Consider the following 20541-nt stretch of genomic DNA (forward strand, 5'->3'; position numbering starts at 1 on the left):
CCGCTTGTCACGGAGCGGCCGAGTGGGTAACCCTCTGCAAAGACACACTCCGGGGGGAACACCATGCTTTCCGCACTCTGCGCCATCGCGTTACTCGCGGCCCTGGCGGGGCCGGTCACCCGCAGGCTCGTCCGTCACCCCGGCTTCGTCACCGGCCGCGACGGACGCCTCTCCACCTCCACCACCATGGCCCTGGCCTGGACCGTGATCCTGCTCTGGCTGCTGCTCACCACGCTCGCCTACGGACTCACCGCGGGCGGCGGCACCGACTGGTTCCAGGGCGCCGACGCCCCCCTGTCGAACCTGGCGACCGTCTACCTCCCGCTCCTCGGCGGCCCGTACGCCGCCCTGATCGCGGCGAAGACGGTCGTCGGCCTGCGGGTCGAGCACGGCGGTATGGCCAAACCCCCGCCGAAGGGCAACAAACGCCGCCCGCTGCGCGACCTGATCGCCAACGACAGCGGACGCACCGACCTGGTCGACCTCCAGTACGTCGCACTGAGCGCGGTCACGATGCTGTACGTGGTGGCGTTCTTCGTCACGGACGTGGGAGGCGGCCTGCCGAAGCTGCCCACCGAGATGTGGGCGCTGACGGGGGCGCCGGCCGGCGCCTACCTCCTGAACAAGATGGCGACGCGGGCCAATCCGGTGATCACCCGCGTGTCCGTCGCGGACGGCCTGCTGACCGTGGAAGGCGGCGGCTTCGGCGACGACCCGCGCATCGAACTGGACGGCACGGCCCTCATGACCACGCTCACCCCGACGGGAGCCCTGGCCGCGACCCTTCCGACGCCGGCTCCGCCCGGCTTCACCGTGGTGGTCACCAGCCGCGGCCTGCGCAGCGACCCGTCCCGCTACGCTCCCGCGGCCTGACCGCCCGGATCCCCCACCGCCTCCGCGCGGGTCCCGGGTGCCGCTGCCCGGGACCCGCCCCGCGGGGCCGGAACCCCGGCCCCCGCCCGCGCGCCGGCGGCTGGCCCCCGCCGAGCAGCCGTCAGCCCTCCGCCGGAGCGCGGCCCGTCAGAGCCGCGAGGCTGGAGCGGACGTGGTCCATGTGGGCCCGCATCTCGTCCTGCGACTCCGCGTGCTCGCGCAGGATCCGCTCCGTCTCGCGGCCGACCCGTTCCTCCTCCACCCGCGCCCCGGCGATCAGCTCCGCACCCCGCGCCTCCGCATCCTCCTGACCGTGCCGCGCAGCCTCCTGCGCCTGCGCGAGCGCCCGCCCCGCCTCCGCCAGCCGGGACTGCGCGTACCGCTCCAACTCCTCGTGCCGGGACCGCGCATCCGCCTCCCGCTCCGCCAGCTCCCGCTCCGAGGCCTCCCAGCGCTCCGCGTGCTCCTGCTCGCGCTCCGCCAGCAGCGCCTCCGCCCGCCGCGCCGCCTCCGCCAGACCCGCCTGCGCCTGCGACCGCCACGCCGCGGCGTCGTCCCGCGCCTCCGCCCGCACCTCGTCCGCCTCGCGGCCCGCCCGCAACAGCCCCTGCCGGGCCCGGACCTCGGTCTGCTCGCGGACCGCCTCCGCATCGGTGCGGGCCAGTCGCGCCACCCGGTCGGCGTACGCCTCGGCCGCTCCGGCCGCCTCCAGCGCGTCCGCCCGCGCGTCCGCCCGCAGCGTCTCGGCCTCCTCCTGGGCCAGCAGCAGGATCCGGCGGGCGCGCTCGCTCAGCTCGTCGTACATCTGCGGGGCCAGCCCGGAGACCTCCGCGCGCAGCCGCTCGGCCTCCGCCTCCATCCGCTTCGCCAGCACCGTCAGCCGGGCCACCCGCTCCCACGCCTCGTCCCGGCTCCCCGCCAGCCGCGCGAGGTACCGGTCCACCTCTTCCATCCGGTAGCCGCGGCCGCGCACGGTCGTAAAGGGTGCACTCATGCTGGAAGCGCCTCTCTCGCGGGGATTCCTGTCAAGGATGCGCCATTTGCTCCCAGAAGCCCGAATGGCCGGGCCGGAACCCCCTTCAAGGGTCCCGACCCGGCCACGCGCGAGCGGCACGGATCACCGCCGATCAGGTACGGATCACAGCAGTCCGTCCCACATCTGCTCCAGCAGCACCGACCACCAGTTCTCCGGCGACGCCAGAGCCGCACTGTCCAGCCCCACCAGATTCGCCTGGAAATCGACGGTCCAGCGGCCCGCCTGCTCCGGCGTCAGATGCTGGCGCAGCCGCCACATGTGACCCAGCATCGCCAGCGACCGCACGAACTGCGGCAGCGAGGAGTTCACGAACTGCGGGGGCACCGGAGCACCCCCCGGACCTGCCTCGACCGGCACCGCCACGATGTGCGCCGTCCCGTACTGCACGCACAGCGCCTTGCCGAAGTCGCTGCCCACGACCAGGTACGAGCCCGCGTCCGACGCCGGCTGCACCTGCCGCTGCGCCGCCAGCTCGGCCAGCGTCGGCAGCGGAGCACCCGGTACCGCCTGCGCCCAGAAGAACGGCCCGAAATCGACCGGCAGACCCGACCACATCAAGGTCTGCGCCACGATCTCCGGCACACCCTGCCGTGACACCGCGCGCTGCTCGAAGCGGAAAACGCCCTGCGGCCCGAACGCCCCCGCCAGTTCCTGCGCGATCGCGTCGAGCGGGATCGCCGGCTGCAGCGGCACCTGCGGCAGCGGAGCACGCACCGGCGCGGGGCGCGCCGGGCCGTCCGCCACCTGGTGCAGCTCACCCTGATGGGTCAACAGGTGCCTCATGCCCTGCTGGCGGCCCGCGTGGTCCGTCCCGTACGGAGCCACGCTCGTGATCCGGACCTGCGGCCAGGTCTCCCGGATCATCCGGGCGCAGTAGCCGCCGGGCAGCTCGCACGACGCCAGCTCCGTGTGCAGCTCCAGCACCTGCTGCGGCGGCACGTTCATCGCCCGCAGCTCGTACAGGATCTGCCACTCCGGGTGCGGGGTGCCGGGCGCGGAGCGGCGGATGAGCTGCTGCTCCGAGCCGTCGGGCGCGCGGTAGCGCAGTACGGCCTGGTAGCCGGGTCCGACGGTGGGCACGCCCATGTCCTGCGGCGCGGGTACGGGCGCCCGCTGCGCGGGACCCGGGCCCTGCGGCGCGGGACCGGGCGGGCCGGGAGGCGCGGGCGGCTGCCCGGTGACCGCCGGACCGGCCAGCATCGTCGCCGCGTGCTCCAGTCCGCCGCCGGGCGCACCGGGCGCCCCGGGCGGACCGGGAGGCCGCGGTACGCCGGGACCCGCGAGCATCGTCGCCGCGTGGTCCAGCCCGCCGCCGGGCACACCGGGCGGACCGGGGGGAGCGGGCTGCTGCCCGGCTCCCGGAACCCCGGGCGGACCGGGGGGAGCGGGCTGCTGCGGCCCGCCGGGGCTCGCCAGCATCGTGGCGGCGTACGCGGCTCCGCGCCCGCCGGACTCGCCGGGCACGCCGGGCGGACCGGGAGGCGCGGGCGGCTGCCCGGTGACCGCCGGACCGGCCAGCATCGTCGCCGCGTGGTCCAGCCCGCCGCCGGGCGCACCCGGAGCGCCGGGCGGACCGGGAGGAGCGGGCTGCTGCGGCCCGCCGGGGCTCGCCAGCATCGTGGCGGCGTACGAAGGGGACTGCGCACCGGAGCCCGGAGCGCCGGGCGGACCCGGCGGCGTCACGGGCCCGGAGGCGGCCGGCCGGTTGACCCGGGCCTTGCTCGTCGGCGCGTCGGCGATGTCACCCGAAGGCGAACCGGAGCCGGGACGGGAGCCGGCAACGGCACCGGCCGCGGAACCCTGCCCGGAGCCGGAGCCCTGGCTAGAGCCGAAGCCCTGGTCCGCCCCCGAAGCCGCCCCCGAAGCCGCCCCCGAACCCTCGGCCGGGCCCGGTCCGGGCCGTCCCGCGTTCAGGTCCAGCGCGGGCGCGACAGCCGTCTTCGGCAGCTCACTGCCCCTCGGCATCAGCGTCGTGCGCGCCTCCGGGCCCGGCCCCGACGGCGCCGGGGCATCCTCCAGGTCCGACCCGGACAGCGGCGGCGCGAACACCGTCGCCGGCAACGGCACGGACACCGAGTCCGCACCGGGGTTCACATCGGTCCCGGCCCACGGCGTGGCCCCGACGGGAACCCCGTCGTCAGCGGTCGGCTCGTACGCCGCCTCGCCCCCGCGCCGCAACGGCACCGGCTCCGCGGCCGGCTCCGAGGCAACGGCCACCGCCGGAGCGGCCGGCTCCACCGCGACAACCGGAACGACCGGAACAACCGGATCCGCCGGCGAGGCCTGCGCCACCGGCGCCGCCGGGATCCCCGCCCGGTCCGCCGCCTCCTGCAGCCACTCCGGCGGACTCAGCATGAAAGAGGTCTGCTCCGAGTCGATCCGCGGCACCGGCACCGAAGCCTCGGCCTGCGCGGCCGAAGCCCCGTACTCCTCCTCGTAGCGGCGGATCACCTCACCCACCGGCAGACCGGGCCACAGCGTCACCTCACCGCTGTCCCGCGCGATCACCAGCCGATGCCGGCCCGCACCGGACACCGGCCCGGCCGCCCGGTCCTCGGCCCACACCACGAAACCCAGGCCGAACTCCCGTACCCGCACCTCGCGGTGCTGGTAGGCCGGCACGTCCCCGTTGATCCATTCCTCGGCGCGCTCCTGCGCCTGCGCAAACGTCACCATCGAGCCGTCACCCCTCCGCCGGCGCCGAAGCCGGCGCGGCACCCGTCACGGGAACCGCACGCGCGAATCCGCCGTCCACCATCAGACCGGCCACCGTTTCCAGCTCCGGCGGATTACCCGCCAGCCGCTCCAGGAAGGCATCGAAATCCGTACCGCACGGCAGCAGCAACCGCTCCACGCGCTCCTGCACCGACCAGCCGTCCCGGTCGCGCGCGTCGTCGTACGGCGAGAACCAGACCGAGCCGAGCGACTCGCCCCGCACCTTCACCGCGACGAGCCCGCCCTGCGCGAAGGCCACGCACAAGTAGTCCTTCGTCAGGTGGTCCCGCAGACACTTGTTGACGTAGACGAGGTCGTTGACCGCCGCCTCCTCGCGCACCGTGAAGAACGGCTGGTCCACCAGCACGCCCAGCGCCACGTCCAGCCCCACGCCCACCGGCGCGCAGCCACCCGCCGCCTTCAGGAACGAGCGGTAGGCCTCCGGAAGCCGGAAGCCGAGATCCTCCTCGACCCCCTGCACCTGCGCCTCGGACACCGAGACCACCGACTTCGGCAGCCCCAGGTGCACCGGCCGCACCTCCTGCAGCGGCCGCGTCCCGCGCTTCTCGTGGTCCACCGCCGCCGTCGCCAGCCCCGCGTGGTGTCGCAGCAGCGCCTTCACCTCGACCGGTACCAGCTCCATCCGGCGCGTACCGGACACGTGGTGCCAGGTCCAGCCGTGCGGAGTGGCCACCGGGCCGACCGTGTCCCACAGTTCGTGGCCGGTCGCCCGCATCGCGGCGTTCGCGGACACGCAGTCCGTCAGGCGCAGCTCGTCCACGCCGAAGCCCTCGGGCGGTTCGGCGATCTCCACCGCCGCCCGCGCGTAGGGCGCGAAATCGGGATGCCCGTTCGCGTCGACGCGGACCCCGTGAGGATGGCGCGCTGCCCGGACGGGGTCCGGGAAATGCACGACCTGCCCCGAATAAGCGGCGTTGGGTGGCGCGGCCTGCTGCCCGAGCCGACCTGTCGTCATGGCGGTAGCCCCCTGCTGGATCTGGCTGGTTCACCACAGCCTATGTGCTCCGGCAAGGGCCTCACCCGCGCGCGAGCGGGGCACCCCCGCGACAGCCGGGAACATCCGAATTGATACGAATATTCGACCCCGCTTCCACATGTCCGCGGACATTTGACAGGCTGTCCCCGCAGCACGGGGGCGTGCGACAGCGGTTCACCGCCGCAGCCACGGGAGGGAGAGCGCAACCATGCAGAACACGGCCACCCGCGCCGACGCGGCCGACGCCGCGTCGGGACCCCACGGACCCGCCGGGACCACAGGCCCCACGGGCCCCACCGGAACCGGCACCCCAGTGACCGTCCCCACACAGACCCACGGCGCCGGCCCCACCGGCGACCACCCCGCCAAACCCGGCACGGACACCGCGACCGCCGGCACCGGAACCGGTGCCATAGCCACCGCCCACGGCCCCGCCACCGACCCCGCACACGGCAACGGCCCGGGCCCCGGCGACCCCCGCCTGCGCTGGAGCAGCGACGACGGCCGCCCCACCGTCCCCACCCTCCGCTTCCGCCGCGACGGCATCCTCCCCACCGTCGGCGCCGCCCTCTCCGTACGCGGCGAAACCCTCACCGGCACCGCCGGCAAGGCCGACCAGCCCCCCGCACTGCACCCCCTGGTCCAAGACTTCCTGGACACCCTCACCAGCGGCCAGCGCGAACGTTTCACCGGCCGCTGCCCGGAAGCGATCCTGCTCTCCCGCCACCTCACCGCGGTCGAGGGCTCCCGCAGCAAACGCGCCTCACGCAAACCCCTCACCCCCAGCGAGGCCCGGCGCTCCCTCAAACACTCCAAGATCACCGCCCGCCGCATCCGCGAGGACGGCGACCCCCTCCACGGCACCTACGCACCCCCGTGCCGCTCCTGCGAGGCCCTCCTCGCCCACTTCGGCGTACGCCCCGTCGACCTCACCCACCCCGAGTAGCCGCCATGACCACCGCATCCGCTTCCTACGACCGCTCCTCCGCCGCCCGCTTCCCCGTCGCCGTCGACTCCGCCCTGCGCACCGCCGGATGGGAACCGGGCCGCTGGGACATCAAGCAGGCCGAATACTGGGCCGACGCCCTGCGCGACCACACCACCCCCGCCGGACACCGCCACACCGTCTTCCCCGCAGCCGTCGAAACATGGGCGGAATTCGGCAACCTCACGATCACCGCCCCCGGCACCGGCCGCCAGATCGCCCCGACCTCCATACGGCTCGACCCCCTCACGGGCCTCCACCTCGCCCGCACCTTCGCCGACCTCGGCCGCGCCCTCTCCACCCAGCTCTGCCCCCTCGGCATCGAAGCCGACGGAACCTCCCACCTCGCCCTCGACCGCGAGGGCCGGATCTACTGCGTCGACCACACCGGCGACTGGTACCTCGGCGCCAACCTCGACGAGGCCCTCACCCTCCTCCTGACCGGCCTCCAGCCGACCCGCCTGACCACCGGCTAACCCAGCTCCGGAAGCCGCTCCCCGGCCACGGGGTAGCGGCCCTCCTCCAGCCGGAAGAGATACGCCCTCAGATCACCGGCGAGCCCGCCCGCCACATACGCCCGGAAGTGCCGCGCCCCCGCCGCCGCGTCCCGGTCGGCCCGGTGGACGCTCCCCTCGTACTCCGCCAGCGTCTGCGCCACGTGCTCCTCGACCCGCCCCCGCTCGGCCCACCACCGCCGCACCGCGGCCGGCGTCCACCACAGGTCCCCGTCGCACGCGTACTCCTGGAACGGCTCCTCGTCGGCCGCCTCCACCACCTGGCGGACCTCCCCCGGATCACGGGGCTGCCGGAACACGTACTCCAGGCCGTGCTCACTGCTCGCCGCGTACATCACGTTGTCCGGCGCGTTCAGCCGCCCGGTCCAGCACGTGTCCGTCTCCCCCGTGTAGAAGGGGCCCGGCACGTTCAGCCACAGCCGCTTCTCCCACCGCCCCTGGAACAGCTTGCGGTCCTCGCCCGTCAGCTCGGCCACCGGATCCCAGCCCACCGTCATCCCCGCCTCCCTCCCCCTGTCCATCGCCACATCCTCCCGGTAAACCCGCCCGCCCGCCGCCGCATCGGGGTTCCGCACGCCCGACCACCCCTCGAACTCCGCCGATGCCACCCCCGGAGCCCCACGCCCACCCCGCCGCACGCCCCTGTCCCGTCCCTTCCGCAGACGGCCTACCCCCGCCCTCCCGGCAGCACCACCGAGACCCTGAACCCGCCCTCGTCCGTCGGCCCCGACACGAACACCCCGCCCAGCCCGAGCACCCGCTCCCGCATCCCGACCAGCCCGTTCCCGCCGCTCGGCAGCCCCGGCTCGGCGACCTTGCCGTCACACGGCCCGTTCTCCACCTGCATAGCCACCTCCCCCTCCCGGTGCGCCAGCCGTACGACGACCCGCGCGCCCGCGGCGTGCTTGTGGCAGTTGGTCAGCGCCTCCTGCACCACCCGGTACGCCGTCTGCTCCACCTCGGCCGCGTACGGCTCCCCCACACCCCGCACATCCAGCTCCACCGCCATCCCGGCCGCCCGCGACTGCCCGACCAGCGCCTCCAGCTCCCGCAGCGTCGGCCCGTCCTCCAGGCCTCCCGCCAAGCCCAGCGCCAGCACCAGCGGCGCGGACGCCGGCTTCGGCTTCGGCGCCTCGGCCCGCAGCACCCCGAGCATCTCCCGGAGCTCCGTCAGCGCCTGACGGCCCATGTCCCCCACCAGCGCGGCGTTGCGCACGGCCTTCGCCGGGTCCTTCACGGCGATCGCCTGCAGGGCCGCCGCGTGCACCACCATCAGCGACACCCGGTGGGCCACCACGTCGTGCATCTCCCGCGCGATCCGGGTCCGCTCCTCCGTACGGGCCCACTCGGCCCGCTCCTCCGCCCGGTCCGCGAGCAGCGACAGCTCCCGCTCCAGCGAGTCCGCGCGCTCCTGCAGACTCTCCATGAGCCGCCGGCGGGCCCCTATGTACAGCCCGAACAGCACCGGCGGCACGGTCAGCGCCACCGCCACGAACACGGACAGCAGCACGACCAGCGTGCTCCCGGCCTCCGCGTCCCCGCGGGTGCGCAGGTACATCACCACGAAGGTCGCGGCCAGCGACATCGAGGCGAGGACGGCGGTGATCCGCCGGGGCACCTCGGAGGTCGCCAGCGTGTACAGCCCGACCACGCCGAGCAGGAACCCGATCGCGGCGGGCGACACGGCGATCCCCACCAGCACCACGGCGATCGGCCAGCGCCGCCGCAGCACGAGCGTGGCCCCCACCACCAACCCGAACAGCACCCCCGCGACCACCGGGATCCCGGTCTCGCGCGCGAACCAGGTCCCCTCCCAAGCGCACTCGACGGCGGACACCCCGCCGAGCACCACGTCCGCCACGGCGTCCCGCCGCCGCGCCCACCACCAAGGCCCGTCCCGCCCGGCCCCGGCGGCGTTCCGCTCTTCCCCCGTACTGGTCATGCCGACCAGCGTACGCAGGGCCCCCAGCACACGGGCCAGCGAAATTCCCGCGAACCAACGGCAATCGCACGTACGGCTGAATAGCCCGCGGACCGAGACCGGAATCCCATATTCCGGACAATGCTTCCCGTATGAACAAATACTCCGACTTCGAGGGACTGCGCGAACAGGCCGTCGCCCTGCGCCGCGAAGGACTCAGCCGCCGCGAGATCCGCGACCGCCTCCAGGTCTTCAACGGGGAGATCCTCAACCGCCTCCTCCAGGGCGAGCCCCCACCCCCGTGGACGAAGCGCCCGAACGCCAAGGACGACCTCCGCGACCAAGCCCGCGCGCTCCGCCTCGAGGGCCTCACCTACGACCAGATCCAGATCGAGCTGGGCTGCTCGAAGAGCTCGATCTCCCTCTGGGTCCGCGACCTACCGAAGCCGGAGCGGCGACGCACCACGGAGGAGTCGTCCGCCATCGCGCGGCGAGGGTGGGAACGAACGCTGGAGATCAGGGACGAGGAGCGCCGTCAGGTCAAGCTGGACGCAGCCGCCGAGATCGGCCGACTCTCGGACCGCGACCTCTTCCTCGTGGGCGTCGGCCTCTACTGGTCCGAGGGCAGCAAGGACAAGGCGTACGCGCGCCGCGAACGTGCGATCTTCGTGAACAGCGACCCCGGAATGGTGAGTGTCTACCTCGCCTGGCTGCGCCTCCTCGGAGTGAAGGACGAACAGCTCCGGTTCGCCGTCACGATCCACGAAACGGCCGACATCGCCGACGCGGAGAGGTTCTGGGCGGACCTGGTAGGGGTGGCACCGGAGCAGTTCCTGAAGACGACACTCAAGCGGCACAACCCGAAAACGATCCGGAAGAACACCGGCGAGGGCTACCACGGTTGCCTCGTGGTGCGCGTGCTCCAAAGCGCCGGTCTGTACCGTCGCATCGAAGGCTGGTGGTGCGGCATAGTAGGGGCTGCGACGCAGTTCGATCAGTCGAATCGGGCATAAGTGGCGAACCATCCCGGATCGTCTAAGGGCAGGACAAATGGTTTTGGTCCATTGAATGAGGGTTCGAATCCTTCTCCGGGAGCTCACACCGCACGACGGCTCAACTTCGGGTCCTGACCTTCTCGGTCGGGACCCGGCCTCGTTTCCGGGGTCCGGCCCACCGGTATCCTTCACGGGTCCACCACCCGAAGCCGAAGGGCACACCCGTGAGCGCCAACCGCCCGGCAGCCGTCGTCGTACTCGCAGCGGGCGAAGGCACCCGCATGAAGTCGGCCACACCCAAGGTTCTGCACGAGATCAGCGGGCGCTCGCTCGTCGGTCACGTCGTCGCCGCCTCCCGCGAGCTGGACCCCGCGCACCTCGTCGTCGTCGTCGGGCACGCGCGCGAGCAGGTCACCGCGCACCTCGCCGGCATCGACGCCGACGTCCGCACCGCGGTCCAGTACGAGCAGAACGGCACCGGGCACGCCGTCCGGATGGCCCTCGAAGAGCTCGGCGACCGGCCGGCCGGGACCGTGGTCGTCGTGTGCGGCGACACCCCGTTGCTGACCGGCGAGACCCTGGCCGCGCTGACCGCGACGCACGAGGCCGACGGCAACGCCGTCACCGTGCTGACCGCCGAGGTGCCGGACTCCACCGGCTACGGCCGCATCGTCCGCGACGGGGACACCGGCGCGGTCACCGCCATCGTGGAGCACAAGGACGCCACCGACGCCCAGCGCGCGATCCGCGAGATCAACTCCGGGGTGTTCGCCTTCGACGGCGCCCTGCTCGCGGACGCGCTCGGCAAGGTCCGCACCGACAACAGCCAGGGCGAGGAGTACCTCACCGACGTGCTCGGCATCCTGCGCGAGGCCGGCCACCGCGTGGGCGCGGCCGTGGGCGCGGACCACCGGCAGATCCTCGGGATCAACAACCGGGTGCAGCTCGCCGAGGCCCGCGCGCTGCTGAACGCGCGTCTGCTGGAGCGGGCGATGCTCGCGGGCGTGACGGTCGTCGATCCGGCGAGCACGCTCGTCGATGTGACGGTGACTTTCGGCCAGGACGCGATCGTGCACCCCGGTACGCAGCTGCTGGGCACCACACACGTCGGCGCCGAGGCTGAGGTCGGCCCCAACACCCGTCTGAAGGACACGTACGTCGGTGCGCGTGCGCGGGTGGACAACACCGTGGCGGACACCGCCGTCGTCGGCGAGTCGGCGACCGTGGGGCCCTTCGCGTACCTGCGTCCGGGCACGAACCTGGGCGCCAAGGCCAAGGCCGGTACGTACGTGGAGATGAAGAACGCCACGATCGGCGAGGGCACCAAGGTTCCGCACCTGTCGTACGTCGGTGACGCGACGATCGGCGATTACACGAACATCGGCGCGGCCAGCGTGTTCGTGAACTACGACGGTGAGCACAAGCACCACACGACCGTCGGCTCACACTGCAAGACGGGTTCGGACAACATGTTTGTGGCTCCCATCACCATCGGGGACGGCGCCTACACGGCGGCCGGATCGGTGATCACGAAGGACGTGCCGCCCGGCGCCCTGGCTGTGGCCCGTGGCCAGCAGCGGAATATCGAGGGCTGGGTGGCCCGCAAGCGTCCGGGAAGTGCCGCCGCGACTGCGGCTCAGTCGGCGGTCCACGAGGACTCCGACGAACGCTGAGGTGAACTGACCGGAAACGGCTACGCCCGAGACGGCGTACCGTGATAGGTGCACGCAATTCGGCTGGCTCACCGTGTGCGGGACGGACGCACATGGGGGCGAGCAGCTTTCCCACGTCTGAGGAGACAGTGCTGTGACCGGGATCAAGACGACCGGCGAGAAGAAGCTGATGCTCTTCTCCGGCCGCGCCCACCCCGAGCTGGCCGAGGAGGTCGCGCACCAGCTCGGTGTCGGCCTCGTGCCGACCAAGGCTTTCGACTTCGCGAACGGCGAGATCTACGTCCGCTTCCAGGAGTCTGCTCGTGGCGCGGACTGCTTCCTGATCCAGAGCCACACGGCTCCGATCAACAAGTGGATCATGGAGCAGCTGATCATGATCGACGCGCTCAAGCGCGCGTCGGCACGCTCCATCACCGTGATCGTCCCGTCCTACGGGTACGCCCGCCAGGACAAGAAGCACAAGGGCCGCGAGCCGATCTCGGCGCGTCTGGTCGCGGACCTGCTGAGGACTGCCGGTGCGGACCGTATTTTGACGGTCGACCTGCACACGGACCAGATCCAGGGTTTCTTCGACGGTCCGGTCGACCACCTTTCGGCCCTGTCGGTCCTCGCGGACTACGTGGGTGCGAAGGTCGACCGCACGAAGCTGACGATCGTCTCCCCGGACGCCGGCCGTGTGCGTGTGGCCGACCGCTGGTGCGACCGTCTGGACGCGCCGCTGGCGATCGTGCACAAGCGCCGCGACAAGGACGTCGCCAACCAGGTGACGGTCCACGAGGTCGTCGGTGAGGTCAAGGGTCGCGTCTGCGTCCTGGTCGACGACATGATCGACACGGGTGGCACGATCTGCGCCGCGGCCGACGCGCTCTTCGCGCACGGCGCGGAGGACGTCATCGTGACGGCCACGCACGGCATCCTGTCGGGCCCGGCGGCCGACCGTCTGAAGAACTCCAAGGTCAGCGAGTTCGTGTTCACGAACACCCTGCCGGACCCGTCCGACCTGGAGCTCGACAAGATCACGGTGCTGTCGATCGCCCCGATGATCGCCCGTGCGGTGCGCGAGGTCTTCGAGGACGGCTCGGTCACCAGCCTGTTCGAGGAGCAGCAGTAGCTGCCGCGGTAGCGCGCTAGATCCTTTTTGGGTACGGCCTTCCCGCCGGGTACACTCCTCGAGTTGCTCGGCGAGGGAGGCCGTACCTGTTTTCGACGGGTACCGGCGCTCCGTTATCGACGCGCTCTTCGTAGCAGGCCGTGTTCCGGCCGGGTGACTGCCGTCCATTTCCGTCACCCCACGAGGAGTGAGCATGTCCGAGGTCAAGCTTTCCGCCGAGACCCGCACCAGCTTCGGCAAGGGCTCTGCCCGTCAGGCCCGTCGCGACGCCCTGGTCCCCGCCGTCATCTACGGTCACGGCACCGACCCGAAGCACGTCAACGTCGAGGGCCACGGCCTTCAGCTGGCGCTGCGCACCCCGAACGTCCTGATCTCCCTGGACATCGCGGGCGAGGGCACCGAGCTGGTCATCCCGAAGGCCGTTCAGAAGCACCCGCTGAAGCGTTCGATCTCCCACGTCGACTTCCTGATCGTCAAGAAGGGCGAGAAGGTCACGGTCGACGTCGCGATCGTCACCGAGGGCGAGCTGGCCGCGGGCAACAACATGCTGGAGACCCTCCAGAACACGATCTCCGTCGAGGCCGAGGCCACGCACATCCCGACCGAGGTCACCGTGTCCATCGCGGGCCTCGAGGCCGGTGCGACCATCCAGGCCAAGGACCTCGTCCTGCCGGCCGGCACCACGCTGGCCGTCGACGGTGACATCGCCGTCCTGCAGGTCGTCGCCCCGCAGGCCGAGGAGCCGTCCGCCGAGGCCGCGGGTACCGAGGCCTGAGCCTCGCCCTTGCCTCTCAGCACTTGCTGAACGACCGCCGTCCGGCTCCACTGGAGCGGGACGGCGGTCGTCTTCGTATAAGGAGCTTTTGATGTCGGACGACGCGGCGCCCTGGCTGATCGTGGGCCTCGGGAATCCGGGGGCGGAGTACGCGGGGAACCGCCACAACATCGGTTTCATGGTGGCCGACCTGCTGGCGGAGCGGATGGGCGGGAAGTTCAAGGCGCACAAGGCCCGGGCGCAGGTGGTCGAGGGCCGCATGGGTCCGCCGGGGCCGGCGAACCGGCGGGTGGTGCTGGCCAAGCCCATGTCGTTCATGAACCTGTCGGGTGGTCCGGTGACGGCGCTGAGGGACTTCTACAAGGTGCCGCTGGAGCGGATCGTGGCGGTGCACGACGAGCTGGACATCGACTATCCGACGCTGCGCCTGAAGCTGGGCGGCGGGGACAACGGCCACAACGGTCTGAAGTCGATGACGAAGGCCATGGGTCCGGACTACCACCGGGTCCGTTGCGGTATCGGGCGTCCGCCCGGCCGGATGCAGGTCGCGGACTTCGTGCTGAAGGACTTCTCCTCCACGGAGCGCAAGGAGCTGGACTGGTTCGTGGACCGTTCGGCGGATGCCGTGGAGTGCTTGGTCCAGGAGGGGCTGGAGCGCGCGCAGTCCTCGTACAACAGTTGAGACGGGAGGGGCCCGCGCACCGTGTGGTGCGCGGGCCCCTTCCGCGTGCGGCGCGGGTCTCAGCCGGTGTTGCGCAGGCCGGCGGCGACGCCGTTGACGGTGAGGAGGAGGGCCCGGGACAGGATCGGGTCGGCTTCCTCGCCGCGTGCGGCGGCGGCGCGCTGGCGGGCCAGCAGGGACACCTGGAGGTAGGAGATCGGGTCCAGGTAGGCGTCGCGGACCGCGAAGGTCTGCTGGAGGACCGGGTTGGAGTCGAGGAGTTCCTCGCCGCCGGTGATGCGCAGGACTTCGCGGACGGTGAGTTCGTGTTCGGCTTCGATGCGGGTGAAGACGTGCTTGAGCTCTTCGGGCACGAGGGTGTCGACGTAGTGGCGGGCGATCCGCAGGTCGGTCTTGGCCAGCGTCATCTCGACGTTGGAGAGGAAGTTGCGGAAGAAGTGCCAGCGCTCGCCCATCTCGGTGAGGGCGTCGCCCTGGCCGGCTTCGCGCAGGGCCTTGAGGCCGGACCCGACGCCGTACCAGCCGGGGACGATCTGGCGGGACTGGGTCCAGCCGAAGACCCACGGGATGGCGCGCAGGCCGTCGAGGCCGGCGCCTGAGTCGGGGCGGCGCGAGGGGCGCGAGCCGAGGTGGAGGTCGGCGAGCTGGTCGACGGGGGTGGCGGCGAAGAAGTACGCCGGCAGGTCGGGGTCCTCGACGAGTTCGCGGTAGGCGGCGTGCGCGGCGTCGGAGACGGTGTCCATGGCCGCGTCCCAGCGGGCGAGGTCCTCGTCGGACTGGCGCGGTGCCGTGTGGAGCGCGGAGGCCTGGAGGGTGGCGGCGACGGTCAGTTCCAGGTTTTCGCGGGCCAGGGAGGGGACGAGGTACTTGTCGGAGATGACCTCGCCCTGTTCGGTGACCTTGATCTCGCCTTCGAGGGTGCCCCAGGGCTGGGCGAGGATCGCGTCGTGGGAGGGGCCGCCGCCGCGGCCGACGGTGCCGCCGCGGCCGTGGAAGAGGCGCAGGCGGACGCCGTAGCGGTGGGCCACGTCGCGGAGCCGGCGCTGGGCGCGGTGGATCTCCCACTGGCTGGTGGTGATGCCGCCGAACTTGGAGGAGTCGGAGTAGCCGAGCATGACCTCCTGGACGTCGCCGCGCAGGGAGACCAGGCGGCGGTAGGAGGGGTCGGCGAGCATCTCGTCGAGGATGACGTCGGCGGCCTTGAGTTCGTCGGTGGTTTCCAGGAGCGGGACGATGCCGATCTTGGCCCAGCCGCCGTGGAGGTCGATGAGGCCCGCTTCGCGGGCGAGGACGGCGGCGGCGAAGACGTCGTCGGCGCCCTGGCACATCGAGATGATGTAGGACTCGATGACCTCGGGGCCGAACTTCTCGAAGGCGTCCTTGATGGCGCCGAAGACGCCGAGGGTCTTTTGTCCGGCGGCGTCGAGGGGCGCCGGGGTGGGCGCCAGGGGGCGGCGGGAGCGGAGCTCCTTGGCGAGCAGCTTGCCGCGGTAGTCGCGGGGCATGTCGGCGTAGCGCCAGGATTCCTCGCCGAGGCGGTCGAAGAGCTGGCCGAGTGCGTGGTGGTGGGCGTCGGCGTGTTCGCGTACGTCCATGGTGGCGAGCTGGAGGCCGAAGGCGGCCAGGGTGCGGATGGTGCGGTCCATGCGGCCGTCCGCGAAGAGGGCGCCGCGGTGTTCGCGCAGGGAGGTCTGGATGAGGGTGAGGTCGGTGAGCAGCTCGGCGGTGCCGAGGTAGTCGCGGCCTTCCTCGTGGGGGGTGCCCTTGGCGAGGCGTTCGCGGGTGTTGACGAGCTTCTGGCGGACGCAGGTGGCCTTGAGGCGGTAGGGCTCTTCGGCGTTGAGCCGCTTGTAGCGGGGGCTGATCTCGGGGAGGCGTTCGAGGTCGGCCTGGAGGGAGGTGAGGAGCTCTTCGGTGGCTCCGGTGTAGCGGATGGAGTTCGACAGGAGGCCGCGCAGGTAGTCGATGAGTTCGAGGGCGTCGCTGATGCCGTGTTCGTGCTGGAGGATCAGTACGTCGCGCGTGACGTCGGGGGTGACGTTGGGGTTGCCGTCGCGGTCGCCGCCGATCCAGGTGCCGAAGGTGAGGGGGCGGGTGCCGGCGGGGATCTCGATGCCTACGCGCTGGAGCTCGGCGGCGAGGTCTTCGAGGACGTCGCCGACGGCGCCGGCGTGGAGTTCGTCGAGGTAGTAGATGGCGTTGCGGGCCTCGTCGGCCGGTTCGGGGCGGACGACGCGCAGTTCGTCGGTCTGCCAGACGAGGTCGATGTTCTCGGCGAGGCGCAGGTCGTGGCGGCGGCGTTCGCCGGCGCCGGCGACGGGCTCTTCGAGGAGTGCGGCGATGCGGCGGAGCTTGTTGAGGACGCTGCGGCGGGCCGCCTCGGTGGGGTGTGCGGTGAAGACGGGGCGGACGTTGAGGTTCTTGACCGTCTGGCGCAGGTGTTCGGGGTCGGCGTCCTTGAGCATGTCGGCGGTGCGGGCGAGCAGGCTGCCCTCGGCGGCGCGGTGGGCTCGCAGTTCCTTGCCGCGGTGCACCTGTTCGGTGACGTTGGCGAGGTGGAAGTAGGTGGAGAAGGCGCGCACGAGCTTGGCGGCGGTCTCCAGGTCGGTGTCGCCGAGCAGCGCGGCGGCCGCGATGCCGTCGGTGCGGGTGAGGGCTCGGACGCGTTCGACCAGGTCGAGGAGGTCCTGGCCTTCTTGGCGTACGAGGGTTTCGCCGAGGAGGTCGCCGAGGCGGCGGATGTCCGCGCGCAGCTCGGCGTTGGCGGCGGCGCCGGCGGTGGTCGCGGCGTCGGCGTGGGTCGAGTGGGCCTGGTCGGCACTGCTCACAGGTGCGGCTCCTTGCAGTGTTTCGAGCGCTACTGGGAGGTGGGCTCCGGTTTTGCGCGCGGAATGAGGCCCTTCCGGGTCTCTTCGCCGGCGATGGCTGGGAGGTGTCCGGGGAGGGGTTCCCACTGGTGCGCAGCTCGGGCTGCCCGTGCGGACCGCGCTGTCCGACGAGACCAGGATAGGTGGCCCGTCCTCGTGTCCTGCCCGGTGTGTCACCAGGCGGGACGGTCGCGGGGGCGGCCGGGCCGGTGGGTCCGTGCGGGCGGGGGGCGGGACACGGTGGCGGGCGCGGTCCTCTTGCCGCGTGCGGGACCTTTGCCATACTTACGTTGCCGTAGGTTACGCGTCCGTAGGGAGCGTGGCCGGGCGGCGCGCCTGCCGACACCCTCACCCTCAGGGGACCTCCATGACCATCAGTCCCGACGTGATCGGGGACGCCCCGTCGTCTTCCGACGCGTCCGTTCCGTCTGCGACCTTGGGCGGTGAGAGCAAGCGGTCCGTCGAGCAGATCGCGCTGCTGCTGTTCATCACCGTCCCCTTCCTCGCGTTGCTGGCCGTGGTTCCGCTCGCCTGGGGCTGGGGGGTGAGCTGGTTGGACGTGGGCCTGATGGTGTTCATGTACTTCTTGGCCTGCCACGGCATCACGATCGGCTTCCACCGGTACTTCACGCACGGTTCCTTCAAGGCGAAGCGGCCGCTGCGGATCGCGCTGGCGGTCATGGGGTCGATGGCGGTGGAGGGTCCGCTGGTGCGTTGGGTGGCCGATCACCGCAAGCACCACAAGTTCTCCGACCACGAGGGCGACCCGCATTCGCCGTGGCGGTTCGGCGAGACGCTCCCGGCGCTGATGAAGGGCCTGTGGTGGGCGCACATCGGGTGGCTCTTCGACGAGGAGCAGACCGATCAGCAGAAGTACGCCCCGGACCTGATCAAGGATCCGGCGATCCGGCGGATCTCGCGGGACTTCATCTTCTGGACGATCTTCTCGCTGGCGATCCCGCCGCTGGTGGGCGGTCTGGTGACGATGTCGTGGTGGGGTGCGTTCACGGCGTTCTTCTGGGGCTCGCTGGTGCGGGTCGCGCTGCTGCACCATGTGACGTGGTCGATCAACTCGATCTGTCACGCGGTGGGCAAGCGCCCGTTCAAGTCGCGTGACCGTTCGGGCAACGTGTGGTGGCTGGCGGTGCTGTCGTGCGGTGAGTCCTGGCACAACCTGCACCACGCCGACCCGACCTCGGCCCGGCACGGTGTGCTGCGCGGCCAGGTCGACTCCAGTGCCCGGCTGATCCGTTGGTTCGAACAGCTGGGATGGGCGTCTGACGTGCGGTGGCCGTCCGCGGACCGCATCGACGCCCGGCGCAAGGAAGAAGCGTCGAACGCGGCATGATGGGGGGCGTGGCGATCGACGGCAGCAGTTCCAGCAGCGACAAGCCCAGGCGTGGCCGCCGGGTCCGGATGACGGGCGCCGAGCGGCGCCAGCAACTGCTGGACATCGGTCGCATCCTGTTCGCCGAGAAGGGTTTCGAAGGCACCTCGGTGGAGGAGATCGCGGCGAAGGCCGGGGTCTCCAAGCCGGTGGTGTACGAGCATTTCGGCGGCAAGGAGGGCTTGTACGCGGTCGTCGTCGACCGGGAGATGCGCCAGCTGCTGGACGGGGTGACGGGCGCGCTGACGGCCGGGCATCCGCGGGAGCTGTTGGAACAGGCGGCGTTCGCGCTGCTGGACTACATCGAGAACTACACGGACGGTTTCCGGATCCTGGTGCGGGATTCCCCGGTGGCCCAGTCGACGGGCACGTTCGCCTCGCTGATCAGTGACATCGCCACGCAGGTGGAGGACATCTTGGGCCTGGAGTTCAAGGCCCGCGGTTTCGATCCGAAGCTGGCCCCGCTGTACGCGCAGGCGTTGGTGGGCATGGTGGCGCTGACCGGGCAGTGGTGGCTGGAGACGCGCCGGCCGAAGAAGGCGGAGGTGGCGGCGCACCTGGTGAACCTGGCCTGGCACGGGCTGGAGAACCTCGAGGCGAAGCCGCGGCTGGTGGGCCACCGCAAGAGCTGATCCGGCCGTGCGCAGTTCCGTACGGGATTGCGTCTGGGCGGGAGGCGTGACGGCGCCCCGTCACCGGAGGTCCGGTGGCGGGGCGCCGTCGTGCGGGGCCCGAGGTCAGCCGAGGGGGTCCGGGCGGCGCTCTTGCGAGAACTCGATCCTGTTGCCGACGGGGTCTTCGGAGTAGAAGCGGCGGTGCCCCGGCAGGTTGTCGTCCCAGACGACTTCGGCGCCCCGCTCGCGGAGTCTGTTCGCGTAGTCCTCGATGGCGGTGACCCTGAGTCCCGGGTGTGCCTTGCGGGCGGGTCGGAAGTCCTCCTCCACGCCGAGGTGGAGCCGTACGGGCCCTGCGGCGAACCAGCAGCCGCCGCGCGCGGCGAGCACGGGCGGCTTGGGGATCTCGGTCATGCCGAGGACGTCGGTGTAATAGGCGCGGAGCCGGCCCTCCGAGCCGGGCGGCGCGGCGAGCTGGACGTGGTCGACTGCGGCGAGCATGGTCAGGCCTCCTTGCGGGCGACGGCGAAGATGCGGCGGAACGGGAAGACGGTGCCGCGCGGGCCCGGCGGGTAGACCTCGCGCAGCAGGTTTCGGTATTCGGTGATGAAAGCGGTCTCGGCTTCGTGGTCGTCGCCGAGCGCGGTCAGGACGGGTCGTAGCGCGGTGCCCTTGACCCAGTCGAGGACCGGGTCGGGGCCTTGGAGGAGCTGGTAGTAGGTGGTGTCCCAGACGTCGGCGACGCAGCCGAGTTCGGTGAACCGCTCGAGGTAGCCGTCGGGTTCGAGGATGTGGATGTAGCGCGCCCCGTGTCCGGCGAGGCGGGCCCGCCAGCGCGGGGTGTCGCACAGGTCGGCGAGGATCCGGTGGCTGGGGGCGTGGAAGTTGCCGGGGATCTGGAAGGCGAAGGTGCCGCCGGGGCGCAGTCCGTTGATCCAGGCGGCGAAGGAGCCGGCGTGGCCTGGGACCCACTGGAAGGCGGCGTTGGAGACGATCAGGTCGTAGGGCTCCTCGGGGAGCCAGTCGGCGAGGTCGGCGCGGTGGAAGTCGAGGAAGCCGCCGCCCGGGGTGGGGCCGGCGTGCTCGGCGCTCGCGCGGTGCAGCATTTCCGGGGAGAGGTCGTATCCGGTGATGCGGGCTTCGGGCCAGCGCTCCGTGAGGAGTGCGGTGACGTTGCCGGGGCCGCAGCCGAGGTCGGCGATGCGGGCGGGCGTGGTGGGGAGTTCGGCTATGCGGCCGAGGAGGTCGAGGAAGGGCCGGGCTCGGTGGCCGGCGTGTCGGAGGTATTGCTGCGGGTCCCAGAGGGGGGCGGCGGGCGCGGTGGGGGTGGCGCTCGCCGTTGTCGACGCCGGTGTCCTGGCCGACGCGGTATCGGAATGCATGTTCGAGCCTCCT

General features: G+C 71.8%; 18 protein-coding genes and 1 tRNA gene. 11 read left to right on the forward strand and 8 right to left on the reverse strand.

The genetic code is table 11. The features are described 5' to 3' along the window. The first annotated feature begins 63 nt into the window (after window positions 1-63). Complete coding sequence (locus ACFWBY_RS00435) at window positions 64-873, forward strand: hypothetical protein (protein ID WP_385334693.1); 810 nt, start codon at window positions 64-66, stop codon at window positions 871-873. 121 nt (window positions 874-994) lie between these two features. Here the strand turns inward: ACFWBY_RS00435 and ACFWBY_RS00440 are convergent, their stop codons facing one another. From ACFWBY_RS00440 to ACFWBY_RS00450, 3 genes are all read right to left on the reverse strand, one after another. Then, the gene (locus tag ACFWBY_RS00440) at window positions 995-1867 is read right to left on the reverse strand and encodes a DivIVA domain-containing protein (RefSeq protein WP_385334695.1); all 873 of its coding nucleotides are present in this window, start codon (window positions 1865-1867) and stop codon (window positions 995-997) included. 144 nt (window positions 1868-2011) lie between these two features. Beyond that, window positions 2012-4585: an SUKH-4 family immunity protein gene (locus tag ACFWBY_RS00445; protein WP_385334697.1), complete on the reverse strand. Its 2574-nt coding sequence runs from the start codon at window positions 4583-4585 to the stop codon at window positions 2012-2014. A gap of 7 nt (window positions 4586-4592) precedes the next feature. Next, a complete protein-coding gene (locus ACFWBY_RS00450; RefSeq protein WP_385334699.1) occupies window positions 4593-5600 on the reverse strand; it encodes an SMI1/KNR4 family protein in 1008 nt (335 codons plus the stop codon). Between the two features lie 433 nt (window positions 5601-6033). On the opposite strand from ACFWBY_RS00450, the gene ACFWBY_RS00455 reads away from it, so the two are divergent. After that, the gene (locus ACFWBY_RS00455) at window positions 6034-6567 is read left to right on the forward strand and encodes a YwqJ-related putative deaminase (protein WP_385334820.1); all 534 of its coding nucleotides are present in this window, start codon (window positions 6034-6036) and stop codon (window positions 6565-6567) included. Between the two features lie 5 nt (window positions 6568-6572). Continuing rightward, complete coding sequence (locus ACFWBY_RS00460; protein WP_385334701.1) at window positions 6573-7082, forward strand: SUKH-3 domain-containing protein; 510 nt, start codon at window positions 6573-6575, stop codon at window positions 7080-7082. Here ACFWBY_RS00460 and ACFWBY_RS00465 read toward each other — a convergent pair. Together ACFWBY_RS00465 and ACFWBY_RS00470 are read right to left on the reverse strand one after the other, a co-directional pair. After that, window positions 7079-7642 (reverse strand): hypothetical protein, encoded by a 564-nt coding sequence (locus tag ACFWBY_RS00465; protein WP_385334703.1) that lies wholly within the window; start codon window positions 7640-7642, stop codon window positions 7079-7081. The genes ACFWBY_RS00460 and ACFWBY_RS00465 overlap by 4 nt on opposite strands. 146 nt (window positions 7643-7788) lie before the next feature. Continuing rightward, window positions 7789-9063 (reverse strand): sensor histidine kinase, encoded by a 1275-nt coding sequence (locus ACFWBY_RS00470; protein WP_385334705.1) that lies wholly within the window; start codon window positions 9061-9063, stop codon window positions 7789-7791. A 131-nt stretch (window positions 9064-9194) separates the two neighbouring features. Here ACFWBY_RS00470 and ACFWBY_RS00475 point away from each other — a divergent pair, with 131 nt between their 5' ends. From ACFWBY_RS00475 to pth, 6 genes are all read left to right on the forward strand, one after another. After that, window positions 9195-10055 (forward strand): hypothetical protein, encoded by an 861-nt coding sequence (locus ACFWBY_RS00475; protein ID WP_385334707.1) that lies wholly within the window; start codon window positions 9195-9197, stop codon window positions 10053-10055. Between the two features lie 11 nt (window positions 10056-10066). Further along, window positions 10067-10137, forward strand: a tRNA-Gln gene (locus ACFWBY_RS00480). A 124-nt stretch (window positions 10138-10261) separates the two neighbouring features. Beyond that, window positions 10262-11710, forward strand: a complete 1449-nt coding sequence (gene glmU, locus ACFWBY_RS00485) for a bifunctional UDP-N-acetylglucosamine diphosphorylase/glucosamine-1-phosphate N-acetyltransferase GlmU (RefSeq protein WP_385334709.1) — start codon at window positions 10262-10264, stop codon at window positions 11708-11710. A 133-nt stretch (window positions 11711-11843) separates the two neighbouring features. Beyond that, window positions 11844-12821 (forward strand): ribose-phosphate diphosphokinase, encoded by a 978-nt coding sequence (locus ACFWBY_RS00490; RefSeq protein WP_385334711.1) that lies wholly within the window; start codon window positions 11844-11846, stop codon window positions 12819-12821. A 193-nt stretch (window positions 12822-13014) separates the two neighbouring features. After that, window positions 13015-13596 (forward strand): 50S ribosomal protein L25/general stress protein Ctc, encoded by a 582-nt coding sequence (locus tag ACFWBY_RS00495; protein WP_385334713.1) that lies wholly within the window; start codon window positions 13015-13017, stop codon window positions 13594-13596. A gap of 91 nt (window positions 13597-13687) precedes the next feature. Further along, window positions 13688-14278, forward strand: coding sequence for an aminoacyl-tRNA hydrolase (pth, locus tag ACFWBY_RS00500; RefSeq protein ID WP_385334715.1), 591 nt, complete (start codon window positions 13688-13690; stop codon window positions 14276-14278). A gap of 59 nt (window positions 14279-14337) precedes the next feature. Here pth and ppc read toward each other — a convergent pair whose 3' ends face one another. Then, window positions 14338-17106: a phosphoenolpyruvate carboxylase gene (ppc, locus tag ACFWBY_RS00505; protein WP_385334717.1), complete on the reverse strand. Its 2769-nt coding sequence runs from the start codon at window positions 17104-17106 to the stop codon at window positions 14338-14340. Between the two features lie 406 nt (window positions 17107-17512). On the opposite strand from ppc, the gene ACFWBY_RS00510 reads away from it, so the two are divergent. Together ACFWBY_RS00510 and ACFWBY_RS00515 are read left to right on the forward strand one after the other, a co-directional pair. Then, window positions 17513-18493 (forward strand): acyl-CoA desaturase, encoded by a 981-nt coding sequence (locus ACFWBY_RS00510; protein ID WP_385334719.1) that lies wholly within the window; start codon window positions 17513-17515, stop codon window positions 18491-18493. Then, entirely contained in the window at window positions 18490-19164 is a 675-nt protein-coding gene (locus ACFWBY_RS00515; protein ID WP_374104435.1) for a TetR family transcriptional regulator, read from the forward strand. The genes ACFWBY_RS00510 and ACFWBY_RS00515 overlap by 4 nt, the downstream gene beginning before the upstream one ends. 105 nt (window positions 19165-19269) lie before the next feature. Here ACFWBY_RS00515 and ACFWBY_RS00520 read toward each other — a convergent pair whose 3' ends face one another. Continuing rightward, window positions 19270-19647 (reverse strand): VOC family protein, encoded by a 378-nt coding sequence (locus tag ACFWBY_RS00520; protein ID WP_385334722.1) that lies wholly within the window; start codon window positions 19645-19647, stop codon window positions 19270-19272. Window positions 19648-19649: 2 nt separating this feature from the next. Further along, window positions 19650-20528 carry a trans-aconitate 2-methyltransferase gene (locus ACFWBY_RS00525; RefSeq protein WP_385334724.1) on the reverse strand — a complete coding sequence of 293 codons (879 nt, stop codon included), beginning with the start codon at window positions 20526-20528 and terminating at the stop codon, window positions 19650-19652. Window positions 20529-20541: the final 13 nt, after the last annotated feature.

Source organism: Streptomyces sp. NPDC060049, assembly GCF_042736715.1.
GTDB lineage: Bacteria > Actinomycetota > Actinomycetes > Streptomycetales > Streptomycetaceae > Streptomyces.

Coding starts and splice junctions, on each gene's coding strand:
- ACFWBY_RS00460 (WP_385334701.1), top strand. CDS start 6,573: ATGACCACCGCATCCGCTTCCTACGACCGCTCCTCCGCCGCCCGCTTC.
- ACFWBY_RS00465 (WP_385334703.1), bottom strand. CDS start 7,642: ATGGACAGGGGGAGGGAGGCGGGGATGACGGTGGGCTGGGATCCGGTG.
- ACFWBY_RS00475 (WP_385334707.1), top strand. CDS start 9,195: ATGAACAAATACTCCGACTTCGAGGGACTGCGCGAACAGGCCGTCGCC.
- ACFWBY_RS00450 (WP_385334699.1), bottom strand. CDS start 5,600: ATGACGACAGGTCGGCTCGGGCAGCAGGCCGCGCCACCCAACGCCGCT.
- ACFWBY_RS00520 (WP_385334722.1), bottom strand. CDS start 19,647: ATGCTCGCCGCAGTCGACCACGTCCAGCTCGCCGCGCCGCCCGGCTCG.
- ACFWBY_RS00470 (WP_385334705.1), bottom strand. CDS start 9,063: ATGACCAGTACGGGGGAAGAGCGGAACGCCGCCGGGGCCGGGCGGGAC.
- ACFWBY_RS00445 (WP_385334697.1), bottom strand. CDS start 4,585: ATGGTGACGTTTGCGCAGGCGCAGGAGCGCGCCGAGGAATGGATCAAC.
- pth (WP_385334715.1), top strand. CDS start 13,688: ATGTCGGACGACGCGGCGCCCTGGCTGATCGTGGGCCTCGGGAATCCG.
- ACFWBY_RS00515 (WP_374104435.1), top strand. CDS start 18,490: ATGATGGGGGGCGTGGCGATCGACGGCAGCAGTTCCAGCAGCGACAAG.
- ACFWBY_RS00440 (WP_385334695.1), bottom strand. CDS start 1,867: ATGAGTGCACCCTTTACGACCGTGCGCGGCCGCGGCTACCGGATGGAA.
- ACFWBY_RS00510 (WP_385334719.1), top strand. CDS start 17,513: ATGACCATCAGTCCCGACGTGATCGGGGACGCCCCGTCGTCTTCCGAC.
- ACFWBY_RS00435 (WP_385334693.1), top strand. CDS start 64: ATGCTTTCCGCACTCTGCGCCATCGCGTTACTCGCGGCCCTGGCGGGG.
- ACFWBY_RS00495 (WP_385334713.1), top strand. CDS start 13,015: ATGTCCGAGGTCAAGCTTTCCGCCGAGACCCGCACCAGCTTCGGCAAG.
- ACFWBY_RS00525 (WP_385334724.1), bottom strand. CDS start 20,528: ATGCATTCCGATACCGCGTCGGCCAGGACACCGGCGTCGACAACGGCG.